At 46.5% G+C, this 26,988-nt stretch carries 22 protein-coding genes; 13 read left to right on the top strand and 9 right to left on the bottom strand.

The annotated features are described in order from the left end of the window. Window positions 1-5 precede the first annotated feature (5 nt). Window positions 6-887 (top strand): carbohydrate ABC transporter permease, encoded by an 882-nt coding sequence (locus tag OB236_RS23250; RefSeq protein ID WP_262686114.1) that lies wholly within the window; start codon window positions 6-8, stop codon window positions 885-887. An 83-nt stretch (window positions 888-970) separates the two neighbouring features. Beyond that, a complete protein-coding gene (locus tag OB236_RS23255) occupies window positions 971-4,135 on the top strand; it encodes an alpha-mannosidase (protein ID WP_262686115.1) in 3,165 nt (1,054 codons plus the stop codon). Between the two features lie 87 nt (window positions 4,136-4,222). Here the strand turns inward: OB236_RS23255 and OB236_RS23260 are convergent, their stop codons facing one another. Continuing rightward, window positions 4,223-4,657 (bottom strand): Lrp/AsnC family transcriptional regulator, encoded by a 435-nt coding sequence (locus OB236_RS23260; RefSeq protein ID WP_262686116.1) that lies wholly within the window; start codon window positions 4,655-4,657, stop codon window positions 4,223-4,225. 161 nt (window positions 4,658-4,818) lie between these two features. On the opposite strand from OB236_RS23260, the gene OB236_RS23265 reads away from it, so the two are divergent. Further along, the gene (locus OB236_RS23265) at window positions 4,819-5,313 is read left to right on the top strand and encodes a VOC family protein (RefSeq protein ID WP_262686117.1); all 495 of its coding nucleotides are present in this window, start codon (window positions 4,819-4,821) and stop codon (window positions 5,311-5,313) included. On the opposite strand, the gene OB236_RS23270 is transcribed toward OB236_RS23265, so the two are convergent. Both OB236_RS23270 and OB236_RS23275 read right to left on the bottom strand, forming a co-directional pair. Then, window positions 5,274-5,651: a hypothetical protein gene (locus tag OB236_RS23270; RefSeq protein ID WP_262686118.1), complete on the bottom strand. Its 378-nt coding sequence runs from the start codon at window positions 5,649-5,651 to the stop codon at window positions 5,274-5,276. The genes OB236_RS23265 and OB236_RS23270 overlap by 40 nt on opposite strands. An 82-nt stretch (window positions 5,652-5,733) precedes the next feature. Continuing rightward, window positions 5,734-6,159 carry a hypothetical protein gene (locus OB236_RS23275; RefSeq protein ID WP_262686119.1) on the bottom strand — a complete coding sequence of 142 codons (426 nt, stop codon included), beginning with the start codon at window positions 6,157-6,159 and terminating at the stop codon, window positions 5,734-5,736. Between the two features lie 343 nt (window positions 6,160-6,502). On the opposite strand from OB236_RS23275, the gene OB236_RS23280 reads away from it, so the two are divergent. The 4 genes from OB236_RS23280 to OB236_RS23295 all read left to right on the top strand — a co-directional run bounded on the left by OB236_RS23280 (window position 6,503) and on the right by OB236_RS23295 (window position 9,654). After that, window positions 6,503-6,982, top strand: coding sequence for an NUDIX domain-containing protein (locus tag OB236_RS23280; RefSeq protein WP_262686120.1), 480 nt, complete (start codon window positions 6,503-6,505; stop codon window positions 6,980-6,982). A 59-nt stretch (window positions 6,983-7,041) separates the two neighbouring features. Then, window positions 7,042-7,686, top strand: coding sequence for an HD domain-containing protein (locus OB236_RS23285; RefSeq protein ID WP_262686121.1), 645 nt, complete (start codon window positions 7,042-7,044; stop codon window positions 7,684-7,686). Between the two features lie 433 nt (window positions 7,687-8,119). Next, the gene (locus OB236_RS23290; protein WP_262686122.1) at window positions 8,120-8,560 is read left to right on the top strand and encodes an NUDIX hydrolase; all 441 of its coding nucleotides are present in this window, start codon (window positions 8,120-8,122) and stop codon (window positions 8,558-8,560) included. Window positions 8,561-8,673: 113 nt separating this feature from the next. After that, window positions 8,674-9,654, top strand: coding sequence for an aldo/keto reductase (locus OB236_RS23295; RefSeq protein WP_262686123.1), 981 nt, complete (start codon window positions 8,674-8,676; stop codon window positions 9,652-9,654). Window positions 9,655-9,818: 164 nt separating this feature from the next. Here the strand turns inward: OB236_RS23295 and OB236_RS23300 are convergent, their stop codons facing one another. Next, window positions 9,819-10,835: a DMT family transporter gene (locus OB236_RS23300; RefSeq protein WP_262686124.1), complete on the bottom strand. Its 1,017-nt coding sequence runs from the start codon at window positions 10,833-10,835 to the stop codon at window positions 9,819-9,821. A gap of 132 nt (window positions 10,836-10,967) precedes the next feature. Here OB236_RS23300 and OB236_RS23305 point away from each other — a divergent pair, with 132 nt between their 5' ends. Then, the gene (locus tag OB236_RS23305) at window positions 10,968-12,854 is read left to right on the top strand and encodes an ABC transporter substrate-binding protein (RefSeq protein ID WP_262686125.1); all 1,887 of its coding nucleotides are present in this window, start codon (window positions 10,968-10,970) and stop codon (window positions 12,852-12,854) included. Window positions 12,855-12,892: 38 nt separating this feature from the next. Here OB236_RS23305 and OB236_RS23310 read toward each other — a convergent pair whose 3' ends face one another. The 5 genes from OB236_RS23310 to OB236_RS23330 form a co-directional block, all read right to left on the bottom strand. After that, complete coding sequence (locus OB236_RS23310) at window positions 12,893-14,356, bottom strand: sulfatase (RefSeq protein ID WP_262686126.1); 1,464 nt, start codon at window positions 14,354-14,356, stop codon at window positions 12,893-12,895. A 28-nt stretch (window positions 14,357-14,384) separates the two neighbouring features. Beyond that, window positions 14,385-15,251, bottom strand: coding sequence for a carbohydrate ABC transporter permease (locus OB236_RS23315; RefSeq protein ID WP_076235102.1), 867 nt, complete (start codon window positions 15,249-15,251; stop codon window positions 14,385-14,387). Between the two features lie 15 nt (window positions 15,252-15,266). Next, on the bottom strand, window positions 15,267-16,139 hold the full coding sequence (locus OB236_RS23320; RefSeq protein ID WP_262686127.1) for a carbohydrate ABC transporter permease: 873 nt from the start codon (window positions 16,137-16,139) through the stop codon (window positions 15,267-15,269). A gap of 32 nt (window positions 16,140-16,171) precedes the next feature. Beyond that, a complete protein-coding gene (locus OB236_RS23325) occupies window positions 16,172-17,458 on the bottom strand; it encodes an extracellular solute-binding protein (RefSeq protein ID WP_262686128.1) in 1,287 nt (428 codons plus the stop codon). Window positions 17,459-17,654: 196 nt separating this feature from the next. Beyond that, complete coding sequence (locus OB236_RS23330) at window positions 17,655-19,976, bottom strand: helix-turn-helix domain-containing protein (RefSeq protein WP_262686129.1); 2,322 nt, start codon at window positions 19,974-19,976, stop codon at window positions 17,655-17,657. Window positions 19,977-20,193: 217 nt separating this feature from the next. On the opposite strand from OB236_RS23330, the gene OB236_RS23335 reads away from it, so the two are divergent. The 5 genes from OB236_RS23335 (at window position 20,194) to OB236_RS23355 (ending at window position 26,988) form a co-directional block, all read left to right on the top strand. Further along, entirely contained in the window at window positions 20,194-20,892 is a 699-nt protein-coding gene (locus OB236_RS23335; RefSeq protein ID WP_262686130.1) for a FadR/GntR family transcriptional regulator, read from the top strand. A 72-nt stretch (window positions 20,893-20,964) separates the two neighbouring features. After that, window positions 20,965-21,888, top strand: coding sequence for a 5-dehydro-4-deoxyglucarate dehydratase (gene kdgD, locus OB236_RS23340; protein WP_076235190.1), 924 nt, complete (start codon window positions 20,965-20,967; stop codon window positions 21,886-21,888). Window positions 21,889-21,941: 53 nt separating this feature from the next. Further along, a complete protein-coding gene (gucD, locus tag OB236_RS23345; protein ID WP_262686131.1) occupies window positions 21,942-23,408 on the top strand; it encodes an alpha-ketoglutaric semialdehyde dehydrogenase GucD in 1,467 nt (488 codons plus the stop codon). Between the two features lie 49 nt (window positions 23,409-23,457). After that, on the top strand, window positions 23,458-24,813 hold the full coding sequence (gudD, locus tag OB236_RS23350) for a glucarate dehydratase (RefSeq protein ID WP_262686132.1): 1,356 nt from the start codon (window positions 23,458-23,460) through the stop codon (window positions 24,811-24,813). 114 nt (window positions 24,814-24,927) lie between these two features. After that, window positions 24,928-26,988, top strand: a complete 2,061-nt coding sequence (locus tag OB236_RS23355; RefSeq protein WP_262686133.1) for a glycoside hydrolase family 65 — start codon at window positions 24,928-24,930, stop codon at window positions 26,986-26,988.

Consider the following 26,988-nt stretch of genomic DNA (forward strand, 5'->3'; position numbering starts at 1 on the left):
GCGCTGTGAACGTTCGAAAAAATTGGGGAGAGCATACGTTTGACCTCTTCAATATCGTGATGATGCTCCTGTTGATGCTTATAACACTTTACCCGTTTCTATATATTGTGTTTGCTTCACTCAGCAATCCGGCCGATCTGCTGCAGCATCGCGGATTGTTATTTCGTCCTGCCGGTTTCAACCTGGAATCTTATCGGCTTGTTCTCAACAATCCGTTGATCGCGATCGGCTATGGAAACACACTCATTTATGTGATTGTGGGGACAGCGCTTAATATTGTATTGACGGCCTTTGCCGCTTACGCCTTGTCCCGCAAGCAGGTTATGCTGGTAGGTCCGATTACTTTCTTTATCGTCTTTACAATGTTCTTCTCCGGGGGTCTGATCCCCACCTATCTCGTCATTAAGAACCTGCATTTGTTCGATACCCGCTGGGTGATGATCTTGCCTTCTGCGATTAATACATGGAATTTACTCGTTATGCGAACTTCCTTTCAGGAGGTTCCAGCAGCGCTTGAGGAGTCCGCTCGTATCGATGGGGCCAATGATTTTACGATCTTGATGCGCGTATTCATACCGGTATCGCTTCCGATTATGGCTGTTATGCTGCTGTTTTACGGCGTTCAGCACTGGAATTCCTATCTGGATGCGATGATTTATATCCGTAACCGGGATTATTACCCGCTGCAGCTGGTGCTCCAGGAGATCTTAATAACGACGAGTACGGACACGATGACTTCAGGCATCAGTGATATTGATAAGGGATTGCTTCAGGAAACGATCAAATACGCCACGATCATTGTCGCCACGATACCGGTGTTATTGATGTACCCATTCCTGCAGCGCTATTTTGTCAAGGGTGTTATGTTGGGCGCGATTAAAGAATAAATTGAACAAGATGGATGGAGCGGGCGGCTGAAGTTATGACAAGCAGCCGTTCGTTTATTTTCTCTGAGGAGCTGTGAACACAGATGATTCACGAAAAGCAAATCGCCAAGACCTTAAGTAAATTGAGGAAGCTGGACGAGATTTACACGGATTATATATTTGAAAAGCTGGATGAGGTTGCTGTCCACTATTGGGAGACGGCTGAGCACAGATATGAAGTTCCGGGTCCTGAGAAGCCATGGCAGCCGATCCGGCAAGGAATGGCCTGGGGCCAAGAATGGAGCTCGGCCTGGTTCAAGGGCATGTATCTTGTGCCGGATGCTTTGAAGGGGCAGCCCTTATATGTCAGTGCGCATACGGACGGTGTCGAGGCGTTGTTCTGGGTAAACGGAAAGCCGGACGGGATTTTCACACATGTGAAGGAGGCGGCCAACCGTGGCAACCATCATACGCTGCTGCTGACCGAAGGCTCAGAGGCCGGAACGGCTTTTGAGCTGGCTTTTGAGAGCTACGCCGGTCATCCGTGTGTAGGTACGCAGCCTTACGAAAATTACCGCTCACATGACGGCTATCCGAACCGCTTTGAACGTTTGTTCAAGTCGATCGATATCATGCAGCGCCGGGATGATGTCAAAGATTTTGTGTTCGATCTGCGGATATTGAACCAGCTTGTGAGCTCGGAGGTAGTCGATGCATTCCGCAAAGGGAAAATCGTCAACGCCCTGCTTGAGGTGTTTCAGGTGCTGGTTCAATCACCGGACGAAACAGAAGAGTGTGTGTGGAGGCCTGCTCTCGACAAAGCCCGGGCGATTATGAAGCCGTTGCTGGAGCAGAGGAATGGCGATTCGGCTCCGCTTGCCGGCATAGTTGGCCACTCCCATATGGATACAGCTTGGCTGTGGACGCGCGAGGAAACGATTCGCAAATGTGCCCGCACTTATGCGAATGTACTCAGCCTGATGAAGCAATACCCGGAATATACCTTTGTGCAAAGCTCAGCCTTTCATACGGAATTGATGAGAAGGCATTATCCCGATATCTTCGAAGGGATGAAGCAGCGCATATTGGAAGGACGTTGGGAGCCGAATGGGGGCGTATGGATTGAATGCGACTGCAATCTGGTGTCGGGTGAGTCATTGGTCCGCCAGTTTCTGAAAGGGCAGCGTTACACACGTGAGCATTTTGGTTATACGGCGGATACCTTCTGGCTCCCTGATACGTTTGGCTACAGCGCGGCGATTCCGCAGATTTTGGCAGGGTTCCATATTCAATACTTTCTGACTACAAAGCTTTCCTGGAATGATACGAACCTGTTCCCATATGACACCTTCCAATGGACGGGGCTTGACGGGACAACCGTATTAACCCATTTTAACTTTATCCACTGCTGGCCGGATGCGGAAACGTTGATTAATCGCATTTATGGAACGAGCCAGAACAAGGGCTGGGCAATAAAAAACGATATCCAGCATAAACAGGTGAATGACCGCCGTCTCATTTCATACGGATATGGGGATGGGGGCGGAGGCCCTCAATATGAAATGCTGGAAACGGCAAGGCGTGTTCAAGATGTGGAGGGCTCGCCAAAAGCCGAGCATACGACGGTAGCCCGTTTTATGAAGGAGCTGGAGGAAACTGCTGTACAGCCTCCAGCATTTGTCGGGGAGCTGTACTTTGAAGGGCACCGCGGGACGCTTACACAAATGCACGAGATCAAAAGGAACAACCGCAAAGCGGAGCTGGCGCTGCGCGACCTTGAAATCATCGAGGTTTCAGGATGGCTGCAGGGACAACACGAACCTTCGCCACGGCGCGACGAAATTCATGAAATTTTGCTGATCAATCAATTCCATGATATTTTGCCAGGCACGTCCATACCGGAAGTACATGATCAGGCTATTCAGGAGTTAAAGGATGTTATTATCGAGGCTAAGGAGCTGACGAATAGCTATCTGACAGCATCTGTCGAGCCCAGTCCGCATGCGGTTACCGTTTGGAATACATTGAGCTGGGCCCGTACGGGAACGTTTGAATTGGAAGGAATCGAGACAGGCCTCATTGCTGCCGATCCATCGCTGCAGAGCCAATATATTGAAGATGCTGCCGGACGCGGGAAGCTGCTCGTCGGAGGTGTGGAAATTCCAGCACTAGGGGCGGTGGTCATTGCGCTCGATCAGGGAACGGCAGACTCGTCTTCTCCCTTCGAATATGATGGCATACGGTTGGAAACCCCCTATGCAAGCCTTATATTTGATGATCATGGTTATATCTCCTCGTTCATCGATAAGCCTACAGGCAGGGAGCTGCGCGGCAGCGGGCATCCGCTGAACACATTCTTGATGGGAGAGGATCTGCCAGGGTCATGGGACAATTGGGATATTGATATGGATGTGAACGGCAAGCTGGCTGCGCAGACGAATTTGCTTCATCGTGAATTGGCAGCCAACGGACCGCTGCAGCTTCGAATCCGCAGTGAGTACCAGATTGGCTATCGTTCTACACTCCAGCAGGATATCGTATTTTACGTAGATAGCCCGCGGGTGGATTTCCATACTATCATCGATTGGAAGGAGAAGCATCAGCTGTTGAAGGTCGGATTTGATGTGGACATTTGGAGCCAGACCGCGAGGCATGAAATTCAATTCGGGCATGTGGAGCGCTCTACCCACACGAATACGTCCTACGACCAAGCGATGTTTGAGGTGTGCACGCACAAGTGGACCGATTTGTCGGAATCCCGGTTTGGCGTTGCTATACTTAACGATTGTAAATACGGGATTTCTGTAGACGGAGCCGATATTCGACTGTCGCTTCATAAAGGCGGCTGCCATCCCGATCCGCGCGGTGACGAGGGTGTACACGAGGTGACGTATTCTTTGCTGCCGCATCAGGGCGCATTCAGCACTGAAACGGTAATTCGACCTGCTTATGAGTTGAATATTCCTGTTCTATCAGTGATGGGAAAAGTTACTGGGCAAGCAGCCGCGTCACTGCTGGAGGTCAAGGCAACGAATGTCATTGTGGAAGCCATTAAGCCGGCGGAGGAAGACCATGCTTACGTGGTCAGGCTGTATGAGGCGGAGCGTTCTGCCGTCCGAGGGATGAAGCTGCGTTTTGGAACTCGTCCCAGTAAGGTTGCGCTCATCAATATGCTGGAGGAGGAACAGGAGGAGCTTGTGCTAACTGATTCCGAGGTTTCTCTGGACTTTCATGCATTTGAGATTAAATCAATCAAGGTTTATTTGTAATAGAGATCGGAGTGGTGGCTTCCTGGAAGTCGCCTCTTTTTTTTGAATTCAGATATGGGTTGCCCGGGAATCTGGATGAGGGCTGATTTAGAGTAAAATCCTGTTTTCAAATATGTTTTTCATACTAATATGAGATTTGGAAGGTCCGAGCTCTACAAGTGAGTCTTGGAATTCGGCAAGCTCCTCAATGGATGCTGTTTGTACCTGGATAAGATAATTGAACTCCCCGCTGATGCGAAATAAATCCGTTACTTCCCTGGCCTCTTTACAAAAGTCCACTAGCTCTTGGCAGCGTTCTGTCTTGATTAGAATAAAAGTGGTCGTACCTCGATTCAGCTCCCGCAAATTAAATACGGTACCATACCCGGAAATGATTTTTTTCTCTTCGAGCTTCAAGATTCTTTCTTTAACCGATGGTTGAGACATGGAGATTTCTTTACTGATTTGGGAAATGGACATTCGCGCATGATGCTGCAGTAATTGCATAATCTTTTTATCAATATCATCGATCAGATGATCCATATTCGGCGGCCTCCAAATCTATTTTATAAAGTAAGGTATTTAAGAGAAATTAACTTATATTTAATAACTATTCTAATATAAACCCTCGCTTTTAGTATATATTCTACAGAAAAATATAACTATAATAAAAAAACAACTTATAGATCGAGGAGAGATTAGTGATGAGCGTAAAGGGAATCGCGCATGTGGCGATACAAGCCAAAGATTATCAAGCAACCATTTTATTTTATACTGAAGTTTTAGGATTTAAAGTAGGTCATCATTGGAGTCTGCCGTCTTTCCTGATCAAAGAAGCTTCGATGCTGGTTTCACCTGACCAAAGAACGTGTATTGAAATTTTTGATAACGAAGCGGTCATTCCGGCACAAGGGAAAAAAGCAACGTCCGATGCGGAAATAGCTCACGGAGCGTTATTACACTTGGCCTTTTATGTTGATAATGTAGACGATATGTATCATAAAGCCTTGGCTCATGGGGCCAGCACATATATAGAACCGGGTCAGCTGTCTCTTGGCGAACCCCCACTCATTGTCAAAAACGCTGTTATTTACAGTCCGAATGGTGAGGTTATTGAATTTATTGAGGAAGTTGATTTTGATCTGTCGATGGCTCATTACTATTCACGCCATTCCTCGGTGACGTCCTCGTCCGTTTGATACCCTGCAAGATTGACAGCCATAATAATAAAAGCGCATAAATCTTCACGTTGATCTGTTTCAATTAATGAATAGTCACAACGGCCATTTATTGTGTTCAATTGTCCTACGACAGATTTCACACCTTCCATAATTTCATCCTTGGTTGTGCAGGTGGATAATCGGTTAATAAAGTTGTCTAATATGATTCCGCAGCAATCCACATCCTCCATCATATAGGGCTGGTCGAAATCTTCTTCCTTTTTTTCGTCTGCTGGTGTTATATAAGCCCTCATAGTGTGAAGAACCTTGTTCTCTTTCAATGCCTTTAGTTCTTGTAACTCAAGTTCTTTTTTCATCCTCGTACCCTCGTTTTCTTTATAGTTTGCTGCCATATCTACCATGGCACTGCGGGCATGCATACATTAGGTTGATCATACGTTATTGTCCCGTAGTCTCGTGGTGTTGTCCATCCTCGGGGCTTTTACCATCGGGCACACTGTAACCATTTTGTGAAATTGTTTGGTTGTCCCTTACCAGATAAGAGTAAGTCCAATCCTTTTCATTCTCAAACGTCACATCCAGGGAATAAGGATTATATTGTCTTCCTACTTTTCGATCGATTTTCCACTCTTGGTTTGGATATTTCTGTTTCAGATACAGGTTGAGCTGCTCTGTTTTTATGGAGACTTGGTAATCTATCCAATAGGGGCGAACGGCAAACCATGAAATCAATACCAACGTTATAGATAAAACAAGGAATAAACTGATTTTTCTAGCCTTTTTCGGAATGAGCATAGCAATTATAAAAAGTAAGACTACACAAATAACGGAAGCGGTTATTTCGATGACGGTTATGGGATGCATATTTTCCTCCTGCCCAACAATCATAGCTACGGGGTGTTCCTGCTCATGTAAGTGTATCATATATGGCATTTTACGCGCTGATTATCCACTGTTGAGTGCGCTCATCTCATGAGGTGCTTGAGGGTGGCTGTAACAATCACCTCAGCTACTTGTCAGATAACACATCATAAATAATACATACGGAAAGACTGGGACGTTACTTTTAACATTCCGGTCTTTTTTATTTAGCTTTGTGGTTACAGGGTTCTTGTTATTGTTCAAATTGCGTTTATTTTTACCATAAATTCCAATTTGAAGTTATAATATTACTTACATCAAATCATGGATGTCTGGGAGGTATATGATGACATATCCGATAAGAGTAAGGCCCACTGCGCTGATACTTAATGAAGGAAAAGTGCTGCTGATTGAGTATTACGAAAATGATCAATACCATTACAATTTGCCAGGTGGTGGGGTGGAGTCCGGAGAAACGATCATCGATACGTTAAGAAGAGAGTTACTTGAGGAAACGGATGCTGCAATCCATGTTGGCCCCGTCGCATTCCTATATGAATATTCCCCACACAAGCAATCCGGTCAATATGAATCCAGTATTCCAGGACTCAATATTATTTTTGACTGTAGTCTTCAAAAAGGATCTGTCCCTCAGCTGCCAGAGAATCCCGATCCCCACCAAGTCGGTGTCAAATGGGTGCCCTTAGAAGAATTGGAAGCCGTAGTTCTGTATCCCAATATAGCGAGCCATATTACCCAATATGCAAGGGATAAAAGACATATCGAATTGATTGAGGATCACCAATTGCAGTGTTATGCAAAATAACTGAGCCATCTTACCCGTGTACTGTCTAAACAAATTATAAGGAAAAGGGTGGTGCCGCAATGCATTCCATATTTAAAGATGTTACACAAAACATTCAATTTACGGGTGACTTAAAGCACGATATCTACTTATTTCTATCGGCTAACAACTGCAGCAAGACGGCAGAGCATTGCATGGATGTGGGTACAGAAGCAAGAAGGATAGCGTTATTATTTGATGCCAATCCCGAAGCGGCCGAAATATCCGGTTGGTTACACGATATTAGTGCTGTGTTTCCAAATAATCAGCGAATCGTTGTGTCAAGAGAGCTGCAGATTGAAGTTTTGCCTGAAGAAGAATTTTTTCCAATGATTATTCACCAGAAGCTCTCTAAAGCTATGGCAAAAGATATTTTCAAAATCACAGATACAGAAATATTGGATGCAGTAGGTTGTCATACTACCTTGAGAGCTCGATCCACCCAACTTGATCAAGTGTTATTCGTAGCGGATAAGGTGGCTTGGGATCAACCGGGTGAACCGCCCTATATTCAAAAGCTTCACAGGAGCTTGAAAATTTCATTAGCCCATGGGGCTTTTTCATATATCCAATTCTTATGGGAACGTAAGGACACGCTTAAAGTTGTACATCCCTGGCTGAAAGAAGCATACGAGGAAATGAAGCATATAGAGAATAGTAACCATTCACAAAAGCGATTTGAATGAATAACTATTATCTGTAACATTATTACGAGTCTAACGTATTTTATTGATTAATTACTACGTAACCGAGCCAGGCAATAAGGAAATAAACTGGAAAAAGAAGAATTACGGACAACAACCTTGCCCTTTTATTAATCGAAACTGCTGAGCCCATATACAACAATGGGAACACAAGTCCCCAAATTGAAAATCTTGGTGTTGCAGAAAGATAAAGTGATAGAGGCAATATTAAACAAGCGGAAATGTACAATAAGCTGGAACGGCTAAATATGACTCCAAGCAAAGATGTGATCACCGAGCAAATCATTAATGGCCAAAATAATAATTGTATCATGACTCACCTCCAGGCTGTGATTACTCTCAGAAACACACAAGACTAGGCACCCTATCTTAACCATTATATAACATATACCATCCTATTGGAGGTATCGTAGAGATGTTAACATTTATTACTGAAGTACCGACGGATAAGCCTGTTAGCGGTGTTCATTGCATACCTGTCCTGGATAACGGAAATGTGGTCATGGTTTGGGATACGGATGAACAGGTATTAACTACCATAGGCGGAAGATTAGAAAAAAATGAATCATTATTCGAAGGCATGGATAGAGAAGCGTTAGAGGAAGCAGGAATTGAATTAATGGATGAAAGAATCCCTTTTGCCTGTTGGTATTGGAAGGAATTTGATTCATACCGCATTTATTATTTAACTAAAGTGAAGAGATTTATTGAAATGTCCCAAGTGTACGAAAAAACAGGATATGTCATAACGAATTTTGATACTGCAATTGAAATCATTCAGAAGGTTGAAGGACGTGAAGAACGGATTGCTGTCATAAGAAGAGCAGGGATCCTAGCTGGACAAATCAGGGAATAGGGCAGCAGTAGATAGCATCCCCTTCCTGCGGCATGGTTAACGCCCCTACAATCCTTTGATGTATAATGGTACTTGTGGAAATGATCCAAATCGAAACTCTAGGAGGATATCAGATGAAATATCGTAAACTGGGCAATAGTGGATTAAAGGTCTCATTACTGGGATTGGGTACCAATGCATTAGGAGGGAGGGCCGACCAGGAAGAGTCGATCCGGATTATTGGGCAGGCGATAGACAAAGGCATCAATTTCATCGATACCGCTAATATATATACCAAATCCGAGTCGGAGCGTATTATCGGGCTGGCTTTGGAAGGCAAGCGACATGAGGTTGTATTAGCGACGAAGGCAGGACTAGTCCGCGGCAGTGGCCCTAACGAACGGGGATCTTCGCGATTTCATCTTCAGCAGGAGCTCGAAGGTAGTCTGCGTCGGCTAAAAACGGATTATGTGGACTTATACCAAATACATACGTTTGATCCAGAGACTCCGCTCGAAGAAACGCTCAGAACGCTGGAAGACATGGTTAGCTCAGGCAAGGTACGCTATATTGGTGCGTCCAACTACGCTGCATGGGAGCTGATGAAAGCACTGGGGATCAGCGAGCGTCAGGGCTGGAACCGTTTTATTTCTCATCAAATTTGTTATTCGCTGGCTGATCGGACCCCTGAACAGGAGCTTGTTCCCATTTCTCTGGATCAAGGTGTGGGCATCATTCCGTATTTCCCACTGGCAGGTGGCATTCTGACAGGGAAATACACATCCGTAGGTGCAGCACCTGAAGGATCACGGGCCGATAAAGATCCTAACTTTGGCAAGTTTTTGACGGATGAAAGATTGCAGCTGAGTCAAAGCGTCAGTGAATTGGCTGCCAAGTGGGACTGTACTCCCGGCAATCTGTCACTATCCTGGCTGATGCACAACCCTGTCGTATCGACCGTTATTGTTGGAGCTTCAGGTGCTGCTCAGCTTGAGGAAAATTACAAAAGCTTATCGATTGAGCTGAATGCCGATCAACTGCAGGAGCTTGACCGGGTCAGTGAATATTCGCGTTATGGCAAGCCGTTCGCACATTTTCGACTGCCGCAAGCTTAAGGGTAAATGGCAATAGTAGAAATTTCTGATGCCTAGAGGTCCGGTGAATAATGAGCGGAGCGGCCAAATGATCCTGGAGAAGCGTCAGCGCTCGCCGGAAACAACAGCGATCGGAAGGATATTTGGCCGTGAAGCGGGACTTATTCACTGGACTTCTAATTGAGTTATTGTTTATGCTTTTTCAACAACGGCGCAAGCTGAACAGCAACAATGGCCGTTCCGGCGATACACAACGAGCCTGCTTGTAAATAGGTGATACTGCGTCCGAGAAACAAGATATCCATCAGGGCAACCTCCAGCAGCATTAAATTATTGATAAGGCTGCTTTCATAGGCGCGCAGCTGCTTTTGCGACCAAGCCCAAAGTGTAAAGGCCAACGCTCCGTTGATGGGTCCAAGCCATAACAGAATGAGGATCAGCTTTAATGAATAAGGCGGAATACCCTCTAGAATAAATCCAGTTAACAGCATACCTGCAGCCCCGATCAGCATTGGTGTAAGAACGAGTGCCGAAGGGGCTGTTTGTTTTCGGGTAAGCAAATAACGGGAATAGGTCAAGTGCACAGCATTGCCAACACAGGATAGCAGGATCAAGCTGATGCCGATCAAACTGCTTTGGGCAAAATGCCACGGATAATAGTAAATGACGATGCCAGCCATAGCTGCGAGAACAGCGAGGAAGGTGGCGCGGCCTTTTAGCTCACGCAGCCAAAGCGCGTCAATAACGAGCAGGAACAGCATATTTCCCACCGATAGGAACATGTTGGACTGCATAGGGGTCAAATAAAATTGGCCTGCATACTGAAGTCCTTGAGCCAGAATAAACCCGGTAATTCCAAGAAATAAATAGTTTTTCCAGGTCAGCTTCCATTTCCCCTGTGAAACTTCTGTATGAACGCTGTGATCCTCATGTACTCCATTTTCCTGAGCGTGCTTTCGATCACGAAGCCGCAGCACCACCCATAAGGTCAACGCCGCTGCGCTGTAGCGCATGCCTGCAAGGGTAAAGGGACCTACGCCCTCAGCAAACGCATATTGATTCAAAATGTAAGAGGAGGACCACAGTAGCGTTACGAAGACAGCCGCTGCAATAGAAAGCGCACGAATCATCGAAAGCCCCCCGTTTGGACGCTGCCACACCCCTATGTTGCTATTGTTTTTAACTTTCCTTTCTGCATCCATAATAAGCTACTTCCCTTCTTACAAGGCTGTTGGTAACTCCATAGTAAGCTTGTAAAAAGGGGATAAAAAGAGTAGACTTTCTTTAATTTATTTTCCCCTTTTTTAATCATCACTCTGTTTAAGGAGATTTGTATGCAAATTGCTTATCACTACTTGAAGCTAAGGGAATTTTGCGGCTATGCAGAAAAAGAGCCTGTAGAGGTTTCACTGGAGCAGCTCGCAGAAGTGTTGTGCTGCACACCGCGCAACGTGAAGCTGATTGTGAAGCAATGTCAGGAGCTGGGGTGGATCGAGTGGCAGCCTGGGCGTGGTAGAGGGAATCGTTCCATAATTACATTTAACATGGAGTCGGAAAACGTAATCCGCTCATGGGTCCAGACCAAAATAGACAAAGGTCAGTATTCGCAAGCGATGGAGCTTATGCGTCGGTATGATCCGAGCTCACCTCTTCAACAACAAATAACAGATTCGATCTATAAGCAATTTGGCATCCAATCCACGCCAACTAAGAAGGGGCACATCGATTTGCTGCGGCTTCCTTTTTACCGGGAAATGCCTCTGCTGGATCCGATCAACGCCACCCTCAGGACAGAGCTGCATATGATGGGTCAGCTTTTTGACACACTTGTTGAATGGGATTGTTCGAATGCAGTTTTTGTACCCCGGCTTGCTGTGCACTGGGAGCAGAATGGGGATGGGACCGTATGGATGTTTTATTTGCGTAAAGGTGTCCTTTTTCATAATAAAAAAGAGCTGACGTCCGCAGATGTCCATCATACGCTCATGCGCCTTAGCCAGTTGGATTCGGATTGCGCAAACCAGGAACGAGATAGACTGTGCTCAGAATGGAAGGTACTTCATATTCGCGAGATAGAGGCTACACATCGGTATGCGCTGCGTATTCAACTGGCAGCACCAAGCTCCTTGCTGCTGCATTATCTGGCTGCACCGAAGGCATCCATTATTTCATGTCAGACAAACGAAAATAATGAGCGTCTACCTATAGGAACTGGGCCATTTAAGCTGTTACGGAATGACGCAGAGATGGTGGTTCTGGAGGCATTTGCGGACTATTATCGGGAGAGGGCACAGCTGGATAAGGTTGAAATTTGGATATTGAAGGAACTGCTCACACAAAAAATGTCCGATGGTGGTTTAGGCGGACAACCTATTCTCTACACGCATCCGTTCCAAATTCATGCGCATGCTCCAAAGGGGACCACGATTATGGAGCAGACAGAGGGAGGCTGCACGTTCATGATCATGAACGGTCGCAAGCAAGGACCGTTACAGGACCCTGCTATGCGGCGCAGGCTGCATAAGCTTTTGCAGCCCGAACAGTGTGTGGCGGAGCTTGCAGGTAATCGGATCGGAGCCGCTTACAGCTTTTTTCCGGATTGGAGTGCAGCAATAGCGGCTCAGGTAACGGTAGAGAGCAAGGTGGAGCATGGGACCGAGGACGTAGAGACAGAGCAGGAAGTGGCTACATCAGATACGATGGTTTCTTTACAAACCGATGGTTATCAAAATTCGCTTCAGCTGTACACACACTCCATCTTGAACAATTCGCTTGAGCAGACGGCTCAGTGGATTCAGCAGCGGTGTGAATCCGCAGGCATCCCTGTACACATTCACGTGCTGCCCTATGAACAATTCAGTCGACCTGGAGCGGTAGATCATGCGGATATCGTGCTGCTTAACGCTATTACAACGAATAATCGGGAGTGGTCGCTGATGCATGTACTGCTCTATGAAAGCTATGGGGTCCATCGCTTCGTTGATCCGGTTTTGTTAATCGAGCTTGATCAAAGGTATGCTGCCATCGCCAATGAAACGGATTCCGCAGCCCGATCCGTACTTTTGCGAGAAGTGGAAACTTTGCTGCTGCATCATGATGCGCTGCATTTTCTTTACCATTTGCGGCATGCTGCCTTTTACCATCCGAACCTGCTCGGAACAGAAAAAATCAACCCCTATGGCTGGGTTGATTTTCGTGAGCTGTCACTGCGGCCTGAATAGCTTTTACAGCGTAGCGTATTATTGTTTGACCATAAGGATTACACCAAACCAAGACGCTGAAACTGCTCAATGGGTGCATCGTTGTCTTTCATCATCCTTATCATATGATCGATCATAAGCTGTTCAACCGCTGCATTCTCTAATGGCTGGTTTTGCTGTGGATCATGGAGCTGATCAAATAATAGTGTACCAAATGAATGATATTGCACCTGCGAATTTGCCTGTGTTTTCAGAGGTTTGACTCCCTTGGTAAAGGCAAAGGGTTCAGCCAGCGTAGCTGCTCTCAGTTCCTCCAAGCTGAACATAGTCCGCATATGGGTTGGCATCAACGTATAGTTGTATAGCGGCTCATTGGTCGCTGTTGCTGGTGCCCGCATATAGACATATCGCCCATCCGTGCAATTTACGTGCCCTCCGTGTATACCGAATAGGGCTGCCTCCCGTACAGACTGATCAGAAGCAATTGTCTCTTTGAGTGGCTTGCCCTGCATCCCTTCCGGAATAGCAGCACCGAAAAATTCAAGCAGGGTGGGCGCAAGATCAATGGTTTGTACCAAACTGCTTCTGCGGACTCCCTGGATCCGGCTGCGCGGATCCCAAATAAATAACGGCATACGGGACACTTCATTATAAAAAGGCTGCACCATCTTTGCCCACCAATCATGCTCTCCAAGTAAAAATCCGTGGTCCGTATTGACGATAAGCAGCGTATCCTCCCACAAATTTAACTCGTCCATCATATCTAATACCTTCCCAAGATAAGCATCGCACATGCTGAGCAGAGCCGCATATTCATAACGCAGATGTGCAACTTCCTCCGGGGTTTGGGTCACACGACTATACGGTGGCCAGTCAAAATGCTTGCCTTCATTATCATGCGGATACAACGCTCTATAATTCTCGGGTGCACGGAAGGGCTCGTGGGGATCAAAGGTCTCCAATTGCAAAAACCAGTTGTTCTGGTCTGCGTTGGTACGAATAAATTCCATACCGGCTGCGAATGTTTTGGCTTGTGGATATTCGGCTTCTTCCCGGATGTATTGGCGATTGACCCAGTCCTGACGGATCAGATTGCCAGCCCGATGTCCGCCCAGCATGTCGGGATGCTCGGGGTCCTTAACCTGGCCCTTCCATGGATCGCCCTCCTGGCCACGGATAAGCTCGTAAGAATGATAACGGTTATGATAGGTGCAACCGCCATCCTCCCAATAATGCTGATGGTCAGTAACCAGATGGGTATATACGCCATTATTGCGAAGAAGCTCTGCCACTGAATCGTCATAAGGCTCCAGAGGTCCCCAACTGCGATGAAGGAAATTATAACGCCCTGTCTGGAGCTCTCTTCTTGCAGGCATGCAGGGCATACTCCCGACATAAGCGTTGTCAAAAACAGCCGTTTGCTGTGCCAATCTTTTGAAATTGGGGGCATGAATCCAATCGCAACCATACGCCGGAAGCATATGCCGGTTTAAGCTGTCAAACATAACCATGATCGCTTTCATATATCGATCTCCTCTCAATCCTATAACTTCAACCCTTAACACTGCTGGAAATTAAACTTTTAATAAACTGCTTTTGGAAAATAAAGAACATCACGACTAAAGGCAAGGAAACAACGACGGTTGCAGCCATAAGCAAATTATATTGAATCGTGTGCTCACCATTGAATACCTGCAGACCCAATTGAACGGTTCGCATACTTTCACTTGTAGAATAAATTAATGGATGAAAAAAGTCGTTCCATACGGAAACGGTTTTGAATATACCCAAGGTAGCGATGAGCGGCCCGCTTTGTGGTAAATAGATCGATAGAAAGCTGCGTAAAAAGCCGGCCCCATCGATATATGCCGCATCATCCAATGCCCGCGGAAACTGCATATAAAACTGACGAGCCAGAAAAATCCCAAAGGAGCCCGACAGCTCCGGTATGATGAGAGCAAAGTAAGAGTTAATCCAACCATTCCCACCGCTGCCGAATAAGTCATTGCCGCCAAATAAAGGCATCGATTTCATAATCAGAAATTGTGGGATAATCGTCACCTGAGGCGGGACCATCAAACCGATAAGCAGCATAATAAAAATGAAATCTCTACCTTTAAAATGCAGCCGGGCAAATGTGTAACCAGCCAGTGAATTAAAAAACATGCTTCCTCCAACGGCAACAAGTGTGACTATCGTTGAATTTTTAAAATAGGTGGCCCAACTTGTCTTCGCCATCGCACGCACAAAATTTTCAGGGTGCCATTCCATAGGGAGAAGGGTATTCGCTCCAAGACTAAACTCATTATCTCCCTTAAAGGAAGTAAAGAGCATAACCAGGAAGGGAATAATCATAAGCAGTGAAAATAATATGAGCACGAAATATACGGATAGCTTTGGAAGTACCCCGCTTTTCATGCAGCTGTCCCCTTTTTAGTCAATATCGTTATCTCTGGAACCAAATGTGTAGTTAATCAACGTAACAATCAAGGTAATGATGAGTAAAACCATTGCCATCGTGGACGCATACCCCATGCGATATTCCGAAAAGCTCATTTTTACAATCTCATTAACGAGCGTTGTTGTAGAATTCGCTGGTCCTCCGCTTGTCAGGATATAGACAAGATCAAATATTTGAAAGGACCGAATCGTTGAGGTAATGAATAGAAAAAAGGTAATAGGACGAAGCAAAGGTAGTGTAATTGCTATAAACTGCTGCACGGTGTTCGCACCATCCATTTTGGCGGCTTCATATAAATGTTCGGGTATCCCCTGAAGTCCTGCCAAATAAATAATCATCGCATAACCGATGCCTGTCCATATACCGATAATAATGATCGAGCCTAAAGCCGTCTTCGGATCTTGAAGCCAATTTTCACCTGTCATACCGATGCTCGTCAGAAAAACATTGACAGGTCCTTTCATTGGATCAAGAAGCCACAACCAAGTCATGGCGACGGCTACGGAGGAAATTACCCCAGGCAAGTAAATGGAAGCTCTGAAAGCCGCGATGAACCTGATTTTTAAATTCAAAAATTGAGCGATAAACATGCCAAGCGCCATAGTCGGGATGACCGTGCAGATCCAGAAAAAGAGCGTGTTGCGTATAGCACGTAAAAATATGGAATCTTGTATTATACGACTGTAATTCTTAAGTCCAATCCATTCTCCGGGATTCATAAGCGTATAATTCGTAAAGCTTAGATACAGCACCCAGATGACTGGAATCAGAACGAATATAAAATAAATGAACACATTTGGGAAAATAAACAAATAGGGTAAATAGCGACTGGACCGTGTCTGCATGTATAACTCCTTTCCGTCGGGCGACCGCTCTTTTACTTGTTTTTGATCTCGTCTCTGGCTTTTTTGGCATTATCCTTTAACGCCTCTGCCACGGGTCTAATGCCGTTAAAACTTTCCTCAAGCGCAATCCGCAAATATTTGGTGTGAATCGCCCAATCCGCGGAAGGGGCATAACCCTTCGTGTCATTCATTACTTTGAAAATAATTTCATTTTCCGGACTTACCTTCACGTATTCATCCTTCAATGATTTAAGCGGCGGAACAAAACCGGTTTTAAGAGTGAAGTCATATATATTCTTCTTGTCAAACCAGAATTTAATAAACTTCCAGCTTTCCTCGGGATGCTTGCTGCTCTTGGACATGGTCAAAAACGTTCCCAGCATTAACGCCGTTTGCTTGCCGGTCGGGCCTTTGGGTGGAAGCGCCCAGCCAATTTTATCAGCGCCTACAGCTTTTTGAAGCGTTGATAAGGAAGGTGAGCTTGCAAATGCCAGAGCGGCTTGACTATTCTGGAACGGAGTACCGCCCAGTGCTTGTTGATTGGCTGGAATAATAGCTCCTGATTTATAAAGAGCCACCATCTTTTCGACAAGAGCAATGGATTCCGGTGAATCGAATGTTGGATTGTTCTTGTCATCATAAATATCCTGGCCAAGTAAAAGCATAAGAGATAAATAGGATTGTTCCCCGTTGCTGGTTTGTAGGTCGATGCCGGCACGTGTTGTTTTGCCATCTTTCATCACCTTGGCTTTCTCGGCAAACTCAAAAATTTCGTCAATTGTAGCCGGCGGTTTGTTAGGGTCTAGACCTGACTCTGTGAAGAAATCCTTACGCCAAACTAACGGGCGAATTTCCGGCATCAATATACCGTATTGTCCGCCTTTCCATTCTCCTGCTTTCAGGATGCTTGGGAACATATCCTCCGAGCCTGCCCATTGCTCCGCTTTAATAAATTTATTCAGGTCCATATATTTGTCCTGCTCCACTGTAGAGATCAGCTGCCCGAAGCCAAGTCCGTGCACGTCAGGAGCGATTCCACCCGAATAAGCGACAGAAAGCTTTTGAAAATAATCTTTGAAAGGAATCGTCGTCAATTCGATTTTAATCTTGGGATTCGCTGCTTCGAATTTCGCGATAATGGACTTGACCTCTGCTATAACCAATTCATCACTGGCAGGGTACCAGTATTTCAAAGTTACGGCTTTCTCTTCTCCTCCTGGCTTATCCGTTCCTGATTGTTCAACTGCCCCCGAACATGCTGATAATAATAGTGCGATCACGACAAGCAGACTTGTTACCATTGCTGCTAAACGCTTCAAGATGCTTCTCCCCCTTCATATGGTAATTCCTTGTTCACAAATTCAATATAGTAAAAGCACGACACGAATAAAATAGTCCATTTCTGACCCCATTCGCCTAATCTATACTAGCCTAAGGTTATGAAGTCAATAATGGACTTTACAGGTAAACAATTGTACAAATCTGATATGATATGCGATTTATGTCTGAGCTTTTTTAATATATTTCTTGGATATCCAGCTTTTTATTCGTATTTTCTGTGCGATATTGACCAGGAGGAACCCCTTCATGCTTTTTGAAAATGCGGATAAAGCTGGCTGTGTTATGATAACCTACCATTTGGCTAATTTCGGTTACACTGTGATCTGTGGTTACCAGGAGCATCTTGGCGTGCTTGACCCGCATGGACAGCAAATACTCCATGAAATTTAACCCAACAGCCTGTTTGAATAATCGACTCAGATAGGAGGGATCAAGTCCCAGTTGTTCGGCTATGCCGTTTAAGGAGATTTCTTTATCATGATTAGTTTGAATATATTCAAGAATTTGCTCAACAGGAGTGCGATTTCTGATCGTTGGACTATGCGATGCACTAGAAATAATCCGGTTCGCTGTTTGTTCCATCCATTCGATGATTTCATCCAACGTCTCCAGCTTCATTAAGGAGTCATGAAGGTCCTGCGGAACCTCAGGTGTGGGTATATTTGAATCCGCTGAATAATGTACCATCACCATAACAAGCTCCTGAAAGGTATGGCGGATGAGGGTCATAGGGCAGCCATCCAACTTTTTGATCATCTTCTTCAATTGATCCAGGCACCATTTCACCTTATTCAAATCAGCTTCCTTAATGGCAGCAGAAAGTGAGGTTTCTATTTCCTTGCGTTCGTTATACATGAGCATAATGTAGGGTTGATTACTTTGAACATGCCAGATAGGAATCAAAGCTTTATGTCCCTTAAATATCCGAAATTCCAACGCCTGAAGTGCCTGGTTATAAGATTCAGAGATGTAGCCCAGATCACTATGGATATCGCCAATACCAGCGCTTATGGTCAGCTCCAGGTAGCTATGGATATATTGACAAATCGTATTCACAACATGCAATACATTGGAACGGGCTAGCGAGATTGGGGTTTCGGACGTTAAATTACATAAAATCACCACATCCCGACCTTTGAAAAGCGTAAATAGCACATTAAATTTACCGTGAAGCTGCTCCTCAGCCAGCTTGCCGATGAAATATCCTAACAGACTTTGATCAGATGGCTTATATTTGTCCTTGAATCCAAGATAGTCGTCAATCCTTACAACCATTACGAAAATCCCGTGGCCGCTCACTTCGATTCCAAGCTCTTGCAGCTTCATCAGTCGATCCTCAGTGAAAACTGTAGGTTCGATCAGCATTTGCTGTAAAAAGTTTTGTCGCAGCATCATCTCGCTTTGCTCCAGCCGCTGCTGTAAAATCGTGTCCTGCTCCATAATCGTATTGAATTCGGAAATCAAATATAAAAACTCGTCCTGCTGCTTTTCTTGGCGATTGCTCTTATTACGGCCAACCATAATCGTTAAAGTGGCTATATAGCTTTGGATTTGCCTGACCTTTCTAAATACATAGTACATCAGACCGAGAGTTGTAAGCAGGACTGAGATGACAACCAGATTATAAACCTTACTGGATTCTGTATGAAAAGGCATCGCATAAACATATTTCCAATGGGACAACGAGGAAGGGTTAACCCTGAAGCCATATACGAAATCTTCAAGTCTTCCTTGAAACGAAGTAATGTTTGATAGCGCTTTCGCGCGAGCTGGACCAAAAACATCAGATGGCACGATCGTACCGTTTTTTGTTTCAAACGCGTGTTGTCCATCCGGGAGAATGATCCAGATTCGTTCTTGATCTCTCTGGACGAAGGGGCTTTTAAATAACTCGGCAGGGTCAAAGCTGACTATGATAGCTCCGTTAATGTCGGTACCCAACAGGGGGATCGGACGTATCAGAATAATCAGTGTATGGTTATCAGGTAAGGTCTGCACGATCCATTTTTCATCTTTGCCCATATGGTTGATCTCTTGTGTAATTTGTGCAAAATCAAACTTCCGAACGGCTTGCCCGCCTGTGATCGGGACTTGTACGATTCCCTCTCCCTTGATATAAATAAAAGCGGAATTTACCGAATAGGAAGAGATAAAGCTTTCGCGAAAATTATTGCCGAATTTCTTAATGGCTGGTGAAAGGATAGTAAGGTCCTCGGCTTCGAGCTTATTGGAAAGCTCAGTAGTATTGGCTAACTGCAGCGTCATCGAATTAATATTTCGCAATAAAGCATCCATAAATAGCTTTGTTTCTTCTAATCGTTGGAAGCTGGATTTATCGATTTCATTCTCAGCGATAGAAATCTGAAACCGGTATTGCAAAAAAGAAGTAACAAGAAAGATGATAAGCAGCAGCAGTATTGTCAAGGAAAGCAAGAGTTTAATAAACAGGCTGCGGAACTGTAGACTGTGCAGTGCTCTACGGATGATAGTAATCATTGATTCAACTCCATGCAATAAGGATTGTGTAATTGAAGTGCAGAGCTTTTCTATAATGTAACACATTTCATAGAATAATAGGGCTGACTTTCATGCGGAACAGCAGGTTGTTGATACGGGCTGCTCTGTGTAATAACTTTATAATTGACGCGCAATTTAATTTGTCTTACAATATGACTAATGAATCTTACATGCATCATGAAAAGGGGGGATAGGGATGGGAACCGGTCCAAAGGAAGTAACGATGAAATCGATCAAACGGGAAACGATGTCCAAGCAGGTGGTTGATCAGATTATCGAGCTGCTGACGAGTGGACAGCTTCATCCTGGAGATAAGCTGCCGACGGAGGCCGAGCTTACGGATAAGCTGTTTGTCAGCAGACCGGTTCTCCGCGAAGCGTTAAGCTCATTGGAGACGATGGGGATGATCCAGAGGAAGACACGCGAAGGCACTTTTTTTTCGAATAAGATTGGCAGTAAGCCGTTTTCGATTATGCTGGCTTTGTCAGCGGGGGATATTCCTGCCGTAATGGAAGCAAGAATGTCCTTGGAGTTGGGCTTGGTCACGATGGCTGCGGAGAAAATTACTGCTAGCCAGCTGGAGCAATTGGCTGAGATTCTGCGTGCTACAGCTCTGAGCAAACAAGGCTATGTGGGACTGGACAAGGAATTTCACCGAACGATTGCCTATAGCGCCAACAATCCGATTCTTGAAGGCAGTATCGACCCGCTGTTGAATATGTTTGATGAAATTGAGAAGCAAATTCCTACGGTGGATCGTGATCATAGGGCGACCATGCAGGAGCACCAAGCGATATTTGAGGCGCTTCAGCAGCATAATCCACTTGCAGCGCATTCAGCCATGTATCACCATCTCAACCATGTCCGATCAAAAGTGTTGAAGAGTCTGGGATAAGCCGATGCGAATGGCATCTATGAAACGGAAACCGTATTAATGAATGAAATTATGAAGGGTGGAGAAATGAACATGAATCAGGTCAGACAATCACCAACAGGAATTTTAGGATTTCCCGTAGCACCGATGGATCAACACGGCAAGCTGGACGAGAAGGCTTTGGAGGCGAATATTCAATTTTTGATCAAGGAGGGCTTGTCTTCCATATTCATAGCATGCGGATCAGGTGAGTTTCATGCGCTGTCTCACCGTGATTACAAGTCGATGGTTGAAGTGGCTGTTGCTACTGCCAAAGGCAAGGTGCCTGTCTATACCGGAGTTGGCGGTAATATAAGCCATGCTTTGGAATTAACGGAGCTGTCGGCTGAGCTTGGGGTTGACGGGTATCTGATTTTGCCACCGTATTTGATAGAGCCGGAGCAGGAGGGGCTTTACCAATATTTGAATGCAATTATCCAAAGTACGGACTTGAATGCGATCGTATATCAGCGGGATAACTGTGTATGTTCTTTGGAAACGCTTCAACGGTTGCTGGAATCCCCTCAGCTTGTCGGGTTGAAGGACGGCTTGGGCAACATGGATTTGAATATTGAGATGACACAAACCATTGGTAAACGCCTGGAGTGGCTAAATGGGATGCCGATGGCTGAGGTCACAATGCCTGCTTATGTAAATCTGGGCTTCAGAACGTATTCTTCTGCGATCTCCAATTATATTCCGCATATTTCGGCGTTGTTTTTCGATGCCTTGCTAAGCCACAATGACGACCTGCTCCATGAACTGTATGAGCATGTAATCCTGCCGATTAACAAAATTCGCAAGCAAAGAAAAGGTTATGCCGTTGCCTTAATTAAAGCGGGCATGGAAATCGTCGGTCATCCGGTTGGCACTACTGTTCGTGCACCGATCATTCAGGTGGAAAAAGATCATTACGACAAGCTGGCCCAAATTATCCAGGTTGCTTTCGAGAAGTTTCCAAAGGCAGCAAAATCATAAACGAAATCACATCCTATACAGCATCATATTTTGATAAGACAAGGAGACCGACCATGAGCAGCCCGACTGAAATTCCGACTTATTTAAACTATATCAATGGACAATGGACACCGGCATCCACAGGTGAAGTAGAGGTTCGCAGCAATCCAGCCAACACCAACGACAAGCTGGGGACGATCGCTATGTCCTCTCTGGACGATTTGAACCTGGCGGTGTCGAGTGCCAAGCAGGCATCCCGAGCGTGGAAAAAGCTGTCAGGCAGCGCACGTGGTGATTACTTGTTCAAGGCAGCCGCTATTCTGGAAAGCAGAGTAGATGAAATTGCCGAAACGATGACCAGGGAAATGGGCAAAACGTTTCCAGAGGCCAAGGGTGAAACCATGCGGGGTGTTGCCATACTACGCTATTATGCGGGAGAAGGCATGCGTTCAATCGGAGATGTGATCCCTTCGACAGACAGTGAGGCGCTGATGCTGACCACGCGGGTCCCGCTCGGCGTAGTAGGTGTGATCACGCCGTGGAATTTTCCGGTTGCGATTCCGATCTGGAAAATGGCTCCGGCCTTGATCTACGGCAATACCGTAGTCATCAAACCTGCGGCAGAAACGGGAATTACAGGCGCCAAGGTGATAGAGTGCTTTGCAGCAGCCGGTTTTCCAGTCGGAGTTGTGAATTTGATCAACGGCTCGGGTCCCGTCATCGGTCAAGGCTTGGTTGAGCATCCTGATGTCCATGGTATTACGTTTACCGGTTCAGGAGCAGTTGGCAAACGGATCGGTCAGTGGGCCCTGGCTCGCGGCGCCAAGTACCAGCTGGAAATGGGCGGTAAAAATCCGGTGATCGTCACAGCCGATGCCAATCTGGATCTTGCCGTGGAAGCCACCATCAGCGGGGGCCTGCGCTCCACAGGACAGAAATGTACAGCAACGAGCCGGGTTATTGTTCAGAGCGAGGTGTATGAGGCCTTTCAGGACAAGCTGCTGCAAAAGGTACAGCAAATCACTGTAGGGGACGGCATGAAGGACGGCATCTGGATGGGACCTTGTGCGAACGAGAATCAACTGAATAAAGTGCTTTCTTACATAGAGAAGGCCAAATCAGAAGGCGGGAAGCTGGTCGCTGGAGGAAATCGCCTGCAGGGAGAAGGTTATGACCAGGGGTATTTTGTTCAACCGACGGTTTTCTCAGATGTAACGACGGAGATGACGATTGCCCAGGAGGAAATTTTTGGACCTGTGCTTGCACTGATGAAGGTGGATTCCGTAGAAGAAGCATTAGCGCTTGCCAATGATGTGGAGTATGGACTTAGTGCCTCGATATTTACAACGCGGATTGATCACATGCTGTCCTTTATCAACGAGATGGAAGCAGGGCTTGTGCGCATTAATGCGGAAAGCGCTGGAGTTGAGCTGCAGGCACCGTTCGGCGGGATGAAGCAATCGAGCTCTCATTCTCGTGAGCAGGGACGCGCAGCGATAGAGTTTTATACATCGATTAAAACAGTTTTTATCAAATCCTAGCTCGCGGGCTCACCGTTCTTCCAAACTTGAATAGGAGTGGAGTGACACTATGAATGCTCAACTGACACAGGACAGCGCTCAGGGAACACCGATGATTACGGAAATGCGGGTTATTCCTGTTGCAGGCCATGACAGCATGCTGCTCAATCTGAGCGGTGCGCATAGTCCTTATTTTACAAGAAATGTGGTTATTCTTAAGGATAATGCAGGGCGAACCGGGATTGGCGAGGTGCCTGGAGGCGAACGGATCCGACAAACGCTGGAGGATGCAAAAGCGCTCGTCATCGGTCAATCGATAGGGACGTATAACCAAATTCTCGGCAAGGTACGCAGAAGCTTTGCTGATAGGGATGCGGGCGGGCGGGGCTTGCAAACCTTTGACTCGCGGATTACGATTCATGCGGTTACAGCTCTTGAGGCTGCATTACTCGATCTGCTGGGCCAATACCTTGGTGTACCTGTTGCTGCCCTACTGGGAGAGGGCCAGCAGCGTGAGTCCGTGGAAATGCTCGGTTATCTGTTCTACATTGGGGATCGCAGCAAGACGGATTTGCCATACCTGAGTGATCTGGAGGCTGAGGACGATTGGCTGCGTCTGCGTCATGAGGAAGCGCTTACGACAGCGTCCATTGTACGGCTGGCTGAGGCAGCGCATCAACGTTACGGCTTCAACGATTTTAAGCTAAAAGGTGGTGTGCTGCGTGGCTCCGAGGAGCTGGAAGCCGTTACGGCGCTGGCTGAGCGTTTCCCACAGGCGAGAATTACGCTTGATCCGAATGGCGCGTGGTCGCTAGAGGAAGCCATCCGGCTGTGCCGCGGCCAACAGCATGTGCTGGCCTATGCCGAGGATCCATGTGGTGCGGAACAAGGGTATTCCGGCCGCGAAATCATGGCGGAGTTCAGACGGTCTACCGGACTGCTGACAGCAACGAACATGATTGCCTGCGATTGGCGGGAGATGGGTCATGCGATTCAATTAGGCTCGGTCGATATTCCATTGGCTGATCCGCACTTCTGGACGATGCAGGGCTCGATCCGTGTAGCCCAAATGTGCCACGAATGGGGATTGACTTGGGGCTCGCACTCGAATAATCATTTTGATATCTCGCTGGCGATGTTTACGCATGTTGCTGCAGCTGCACCTGGACAAATTACAGCGATCGATACGCATTGGATTTGGCAGGACGGTCAACGACTGACCAAGGAGCCTTTGCGAATTAACGAAGGCAGGATCACGGTTCCGACGAAGCCAGGGCTTGGCATTGACATCGATATGGAGCAGCTCGAAGGCGCTCATCGGCTCTACCTGGAAAAGGCACTTGGAGCTCGCGATGATGCAACCGCCATGCAGTATCTGAAGCCCGGCTGGAAGTTCAATAACAAGCGTCCATGCCTGGTCGACTAATAAATCGCGAAAAGGAGGCCAATTGGTGCTCCTTTTTTGTCTTTATCCGTTGGTAGGCTTATACTGGAAAGGAAAACCATTGTTCCATTTTCCCTTATTTAGAAGGAGGACCTTATGCAATCCATTGATAGAAAAGCTTTGGTAAGCCGTCATCATCCTATCATCAGAGAACTGAATCCCGTATCACCCCTTACCGTCGGAAATGGCGAGTTTGCTTTTACTGCCGATCTGACAGGCTTGCAAAGCTTTCCGGAATCGTATCAAATGCCGCTAGGTACGCAATCGCAGTGGGGCTGGCATCAAACAGGAGGCAGCCGGTATACATTGGAGGATGCGCCCATGCAGTCCTTTGAGACTCAAGGACGTCAAGTGGAGTATCCATTTGCACCGGGAGATAAGCCGGATATTTTCCACTGGCTGAGGCAAAATCCGCATCGTCTGCAACTGGGGCAGATCGGGCTTGTGCTCATGACACCGGATGGCCAACGAGTCGGAATTGAACAGCTGGAGCAAACCGAGCAGCAGCTCAACCTGTGGGAGGGCATCCTGACAAGTCAATTTACGGTATCAGGAGCCTCTGTCAAAGTGATCACCTGCTGTCATCCTGACTCCGATCAGCTTGGGATCCATATCGAATCCCCGTTAATAGAGGCAGGCTTGCTGCAGCTGTCCATCCAATTCCCTTCGTCAACCATGACTGCGAAGGAATGGCGCAGCGCGCTTGACTTGGAATGGCAGCATGAAACGCATCGCACAGAGTGGATGGAGGTATCGGCCAGCAGCGGCATATTTGAACGGACATTGGACGAGGATCGCTATAAGGTAATCTGCCATTGGAATGAGGGCGACCTGGAGCAGGAAGGGCCTCATCAGTATCGGATTATTCCCGGGAAAAATGGCCATTCGTTCTCTATTGTGGTCGGATTTATGCCTCATGCAGGTAATCTGACAGCGCTTACTTTTGATGAGATTCGGACTGCCAGTATGGAGCATTGGGAGCATTTCTGGCTGAGTGGCGGAGCTGTAGAGCTTGCCGGCAGCACGGATGCGGGTGCGCTTGAGCTGGAAAGACGTATCGTACTGTCTCAATTCGTTACGGCGATTCATTGCGCGGGATCCCTTCCTCCTCAGGAAACCGGATTATTATATAATTCCTGGTATGGCAAATTTCACTTGGAAATGCATTGGTGGCATGCGGTGCATTTTGCGTTGTGGGGCCGTACGCATTTGCTTAAAAAAAGTCTCGGATGGTACCGGGATATACTGCCGGTAGCACAAAAGCTTGCTCGTGATCAAGGATATCCAGGAGCGAGATGGCCCAAAATGGTTGGACCGGATGGACGGCAAAGCCCTTCCCCAATCGGGAATTTACTCATCTGGCAGCAGCCGCATCCCATTGTGTATGCAGAGCTCTGTTATCGAACGGAGCCTACACTGGATACACTGAATGAATTTGCTGACATCGTCCTGGAATCAGCGGAATTTATGGCTTCCTATGCACACTGGGATGAGCAGGGTGGGCGATATGTGCTCGGCCCGCCGCTGATTCCGGCACAGGAAAATTTTGCTGCGGAGGAAACATGGAATCCGACCTTTGAGCTGGAATATTGGATGCAAGGACTGGAGATCGCTCAGGTGTGGCGTGCACGCCTCGGTATGGAACCATCACCGGAATGGAACCGGATTATTGAATTGTTATCCGTGCTTCCTGTTCATAACGGTGTATATATAGCCCACGAAAATCGTCCTGATACTTTCCTGACGGATAATACCGATCACCCTTCGATGCTCGGTGCATTTGGCATATTGCCAGGCAAAAAGGCGGATCGTTCGATCATGAAAGCGACCCTGCTCAAGGTGATGCAGGAGTGGAATTGGCAGACCTCCTGGGGCTGGGATTTCCCGATGGCTGCGATGACAGCAGGGCGCCTGGAGGATGGACGTTTAGCGATAGACATTTTATTACGGGACGAAGTGAAAAATACATACCTGCCTAATGGCCATAATTATCAGAATGCGTCTCTGATGGCTTATTTGCCTGGCAATGGCGGGTTATTGACTGCAGTTGCCATGATGGCCTGCGGATGGGATAACGGACCAGATATACATGCACCAGGCTTTCCGACCGATGGCACATGGGAGGTTCGGTTTGAAGGCTTGTCGAAATGGATGTAA

This window comes from Paenibacillus baimaensis, from assembly GCF_025567575.1.

What these genes read in the sequence shown, in the direction of transcription:
- OB236_RS23255 (WP_262686115.1), top strand. Translation starts at nt 971, where the DNA reads ATGATTCACGAAAAGCAAATCGCCAAGACCTTAAGTAAATTGAGGAAG.
- OB236_RS23260 (WP_262686116.1), bottom strand. Translation starts at nt 4,657, where the DNA reads ATGGATCATCTGATCGATGATATTGATAAAAAGATTATGCAATTACTG.
- OB236_RS23265 (WP_262686117.1), top strand. Translation starts at nt 4,819, where the DNA reads ATGAGCGTAAAGGGAATCGCGCATGTGGCGATACAAGCCAAAGATTAT.
- OB236_RS23270 (WP_262686118.1), bottom strand. Translation starts at nt 5,651, where the DNA reads ATGAAAAAAGAACTTGAGTTACAAGAACTAAAGGCATTGAAAGAGAAC.
- OB236_RS23275 (WP_262686119.1), bottom strand. Translation starts at nt 6,159, where the DNA reads ATGCATCCCATAACCGTCATCGAAATAACCGCTTCCGTTATTTGTGTA.
- OB236_RS23280 (WP_262686120.1), top strand. Translation starts at nt 6,503, where the DNA reads ATGACATATCCGATAAGAGTAAGGCCCACTGCGCTGATACTTAATGAA.
- OB236_RS23285 (WP_262686121.1), top strand. Translation starts at nt 7,042, where the DNA reads ATGCATTCCATATTTAAAGATGTTACACAAAACATTCAATTTACGGGT.
- OB236_RS23290 (WP_262686122.1), top strand. Translation starts at nt 8,120, where the DNA reads ATGTTAACATTTATTACTGAAGTACCGACGGATAAGCCTGTTAGCGGT.
- OB236_RS23295 (WP_262686123.1), top strand. Translation starts at nt 8,674, where the DNA reads ATGAAATATCGTAAACTGGGCAATAGTGGATTAAAGGTCTCATTACTG.
- OB236_RS23300 (WP_262686124.1), bottom strand. Translation starts at nt 10,835, where the DNA reads ATGGATGCAGAAAGGAAAGTTAAAAACAATAGCAACATAGGGGTGTGG.
- OB236_RS23305 (WP_262686125.1), top strand. Translation starts at nt 10,968, where the DNA reads ATGCAAATTGCTTATCACTACTTGAAGCTAAGGGAATTTTGCGGCTAT.
- OB236_RS23310 (WP_262686126.1), bottom strand. Translation starts at nt 14,356, where the DNA reads ATGAAAGCGATCATGGTTATGTTTGACAGCTTAAACCGGCATATGCTT.
- OB236_RS23315 (WP_076235102.1), bottom strand. Translation starts at nt 15,251, where the DNA reads ATGAAAAGCGGGGTACTTCCAAAGCTATCCGTATATTTCGTGCTCATA.
- OB236_RS23320 (WP_262686127.1), bottom strand. Translation starts at nt 16,139, where the DNA reads ATGCAGACACGGTCCAGTCGCTATTTACCCTATTTGTTTATTTTCCCA.
- OB236_RS23330 (WP_262686129.1), bottom strand. Translation starts at nt 19,976, where the DNA reads ATGATTACTATCATCCGTAGAGCACTGCACAGTCTACAGTTCCGCAGC.
- OB236_RS23335 (WP_262686130.1), top strand. Translation starts at nt 20,194, where the DNA reads ATGGGAACCGGTCCAAAGGAAGTAACGATGAAATCGATCAAACGGGAA.
- kdgD (WP_076235190.1), top strand. Translation starts at nt 20,965, where the DNA reads ATGAATCAGGTCAGACAATCACCAACAGGAATTTTAGGATTTCCCGTA.
- gucD (WP_262686131.1), top strand. Translation starts at nt 21,942, where the DNA reads ATGAGCAGCCCGACTGAAATTCCGACTTATTTAAACTATATCAATGGA.
- gudD (WP_262686132.1), top strand. Translation starts at nt 23,458, where the DNA reads ATGAATGCTCAACTGACACAGGACAGCGCTCAGGGAACACCGATGATT.
- OB236_RS23355 (WP_262686133.1), top strand. Translation starts at nt 24,928, where the DNA reads ATGCAATCCATTGATAGAAAAGCTTTGGTAAGCCGTCATCATCCTATC.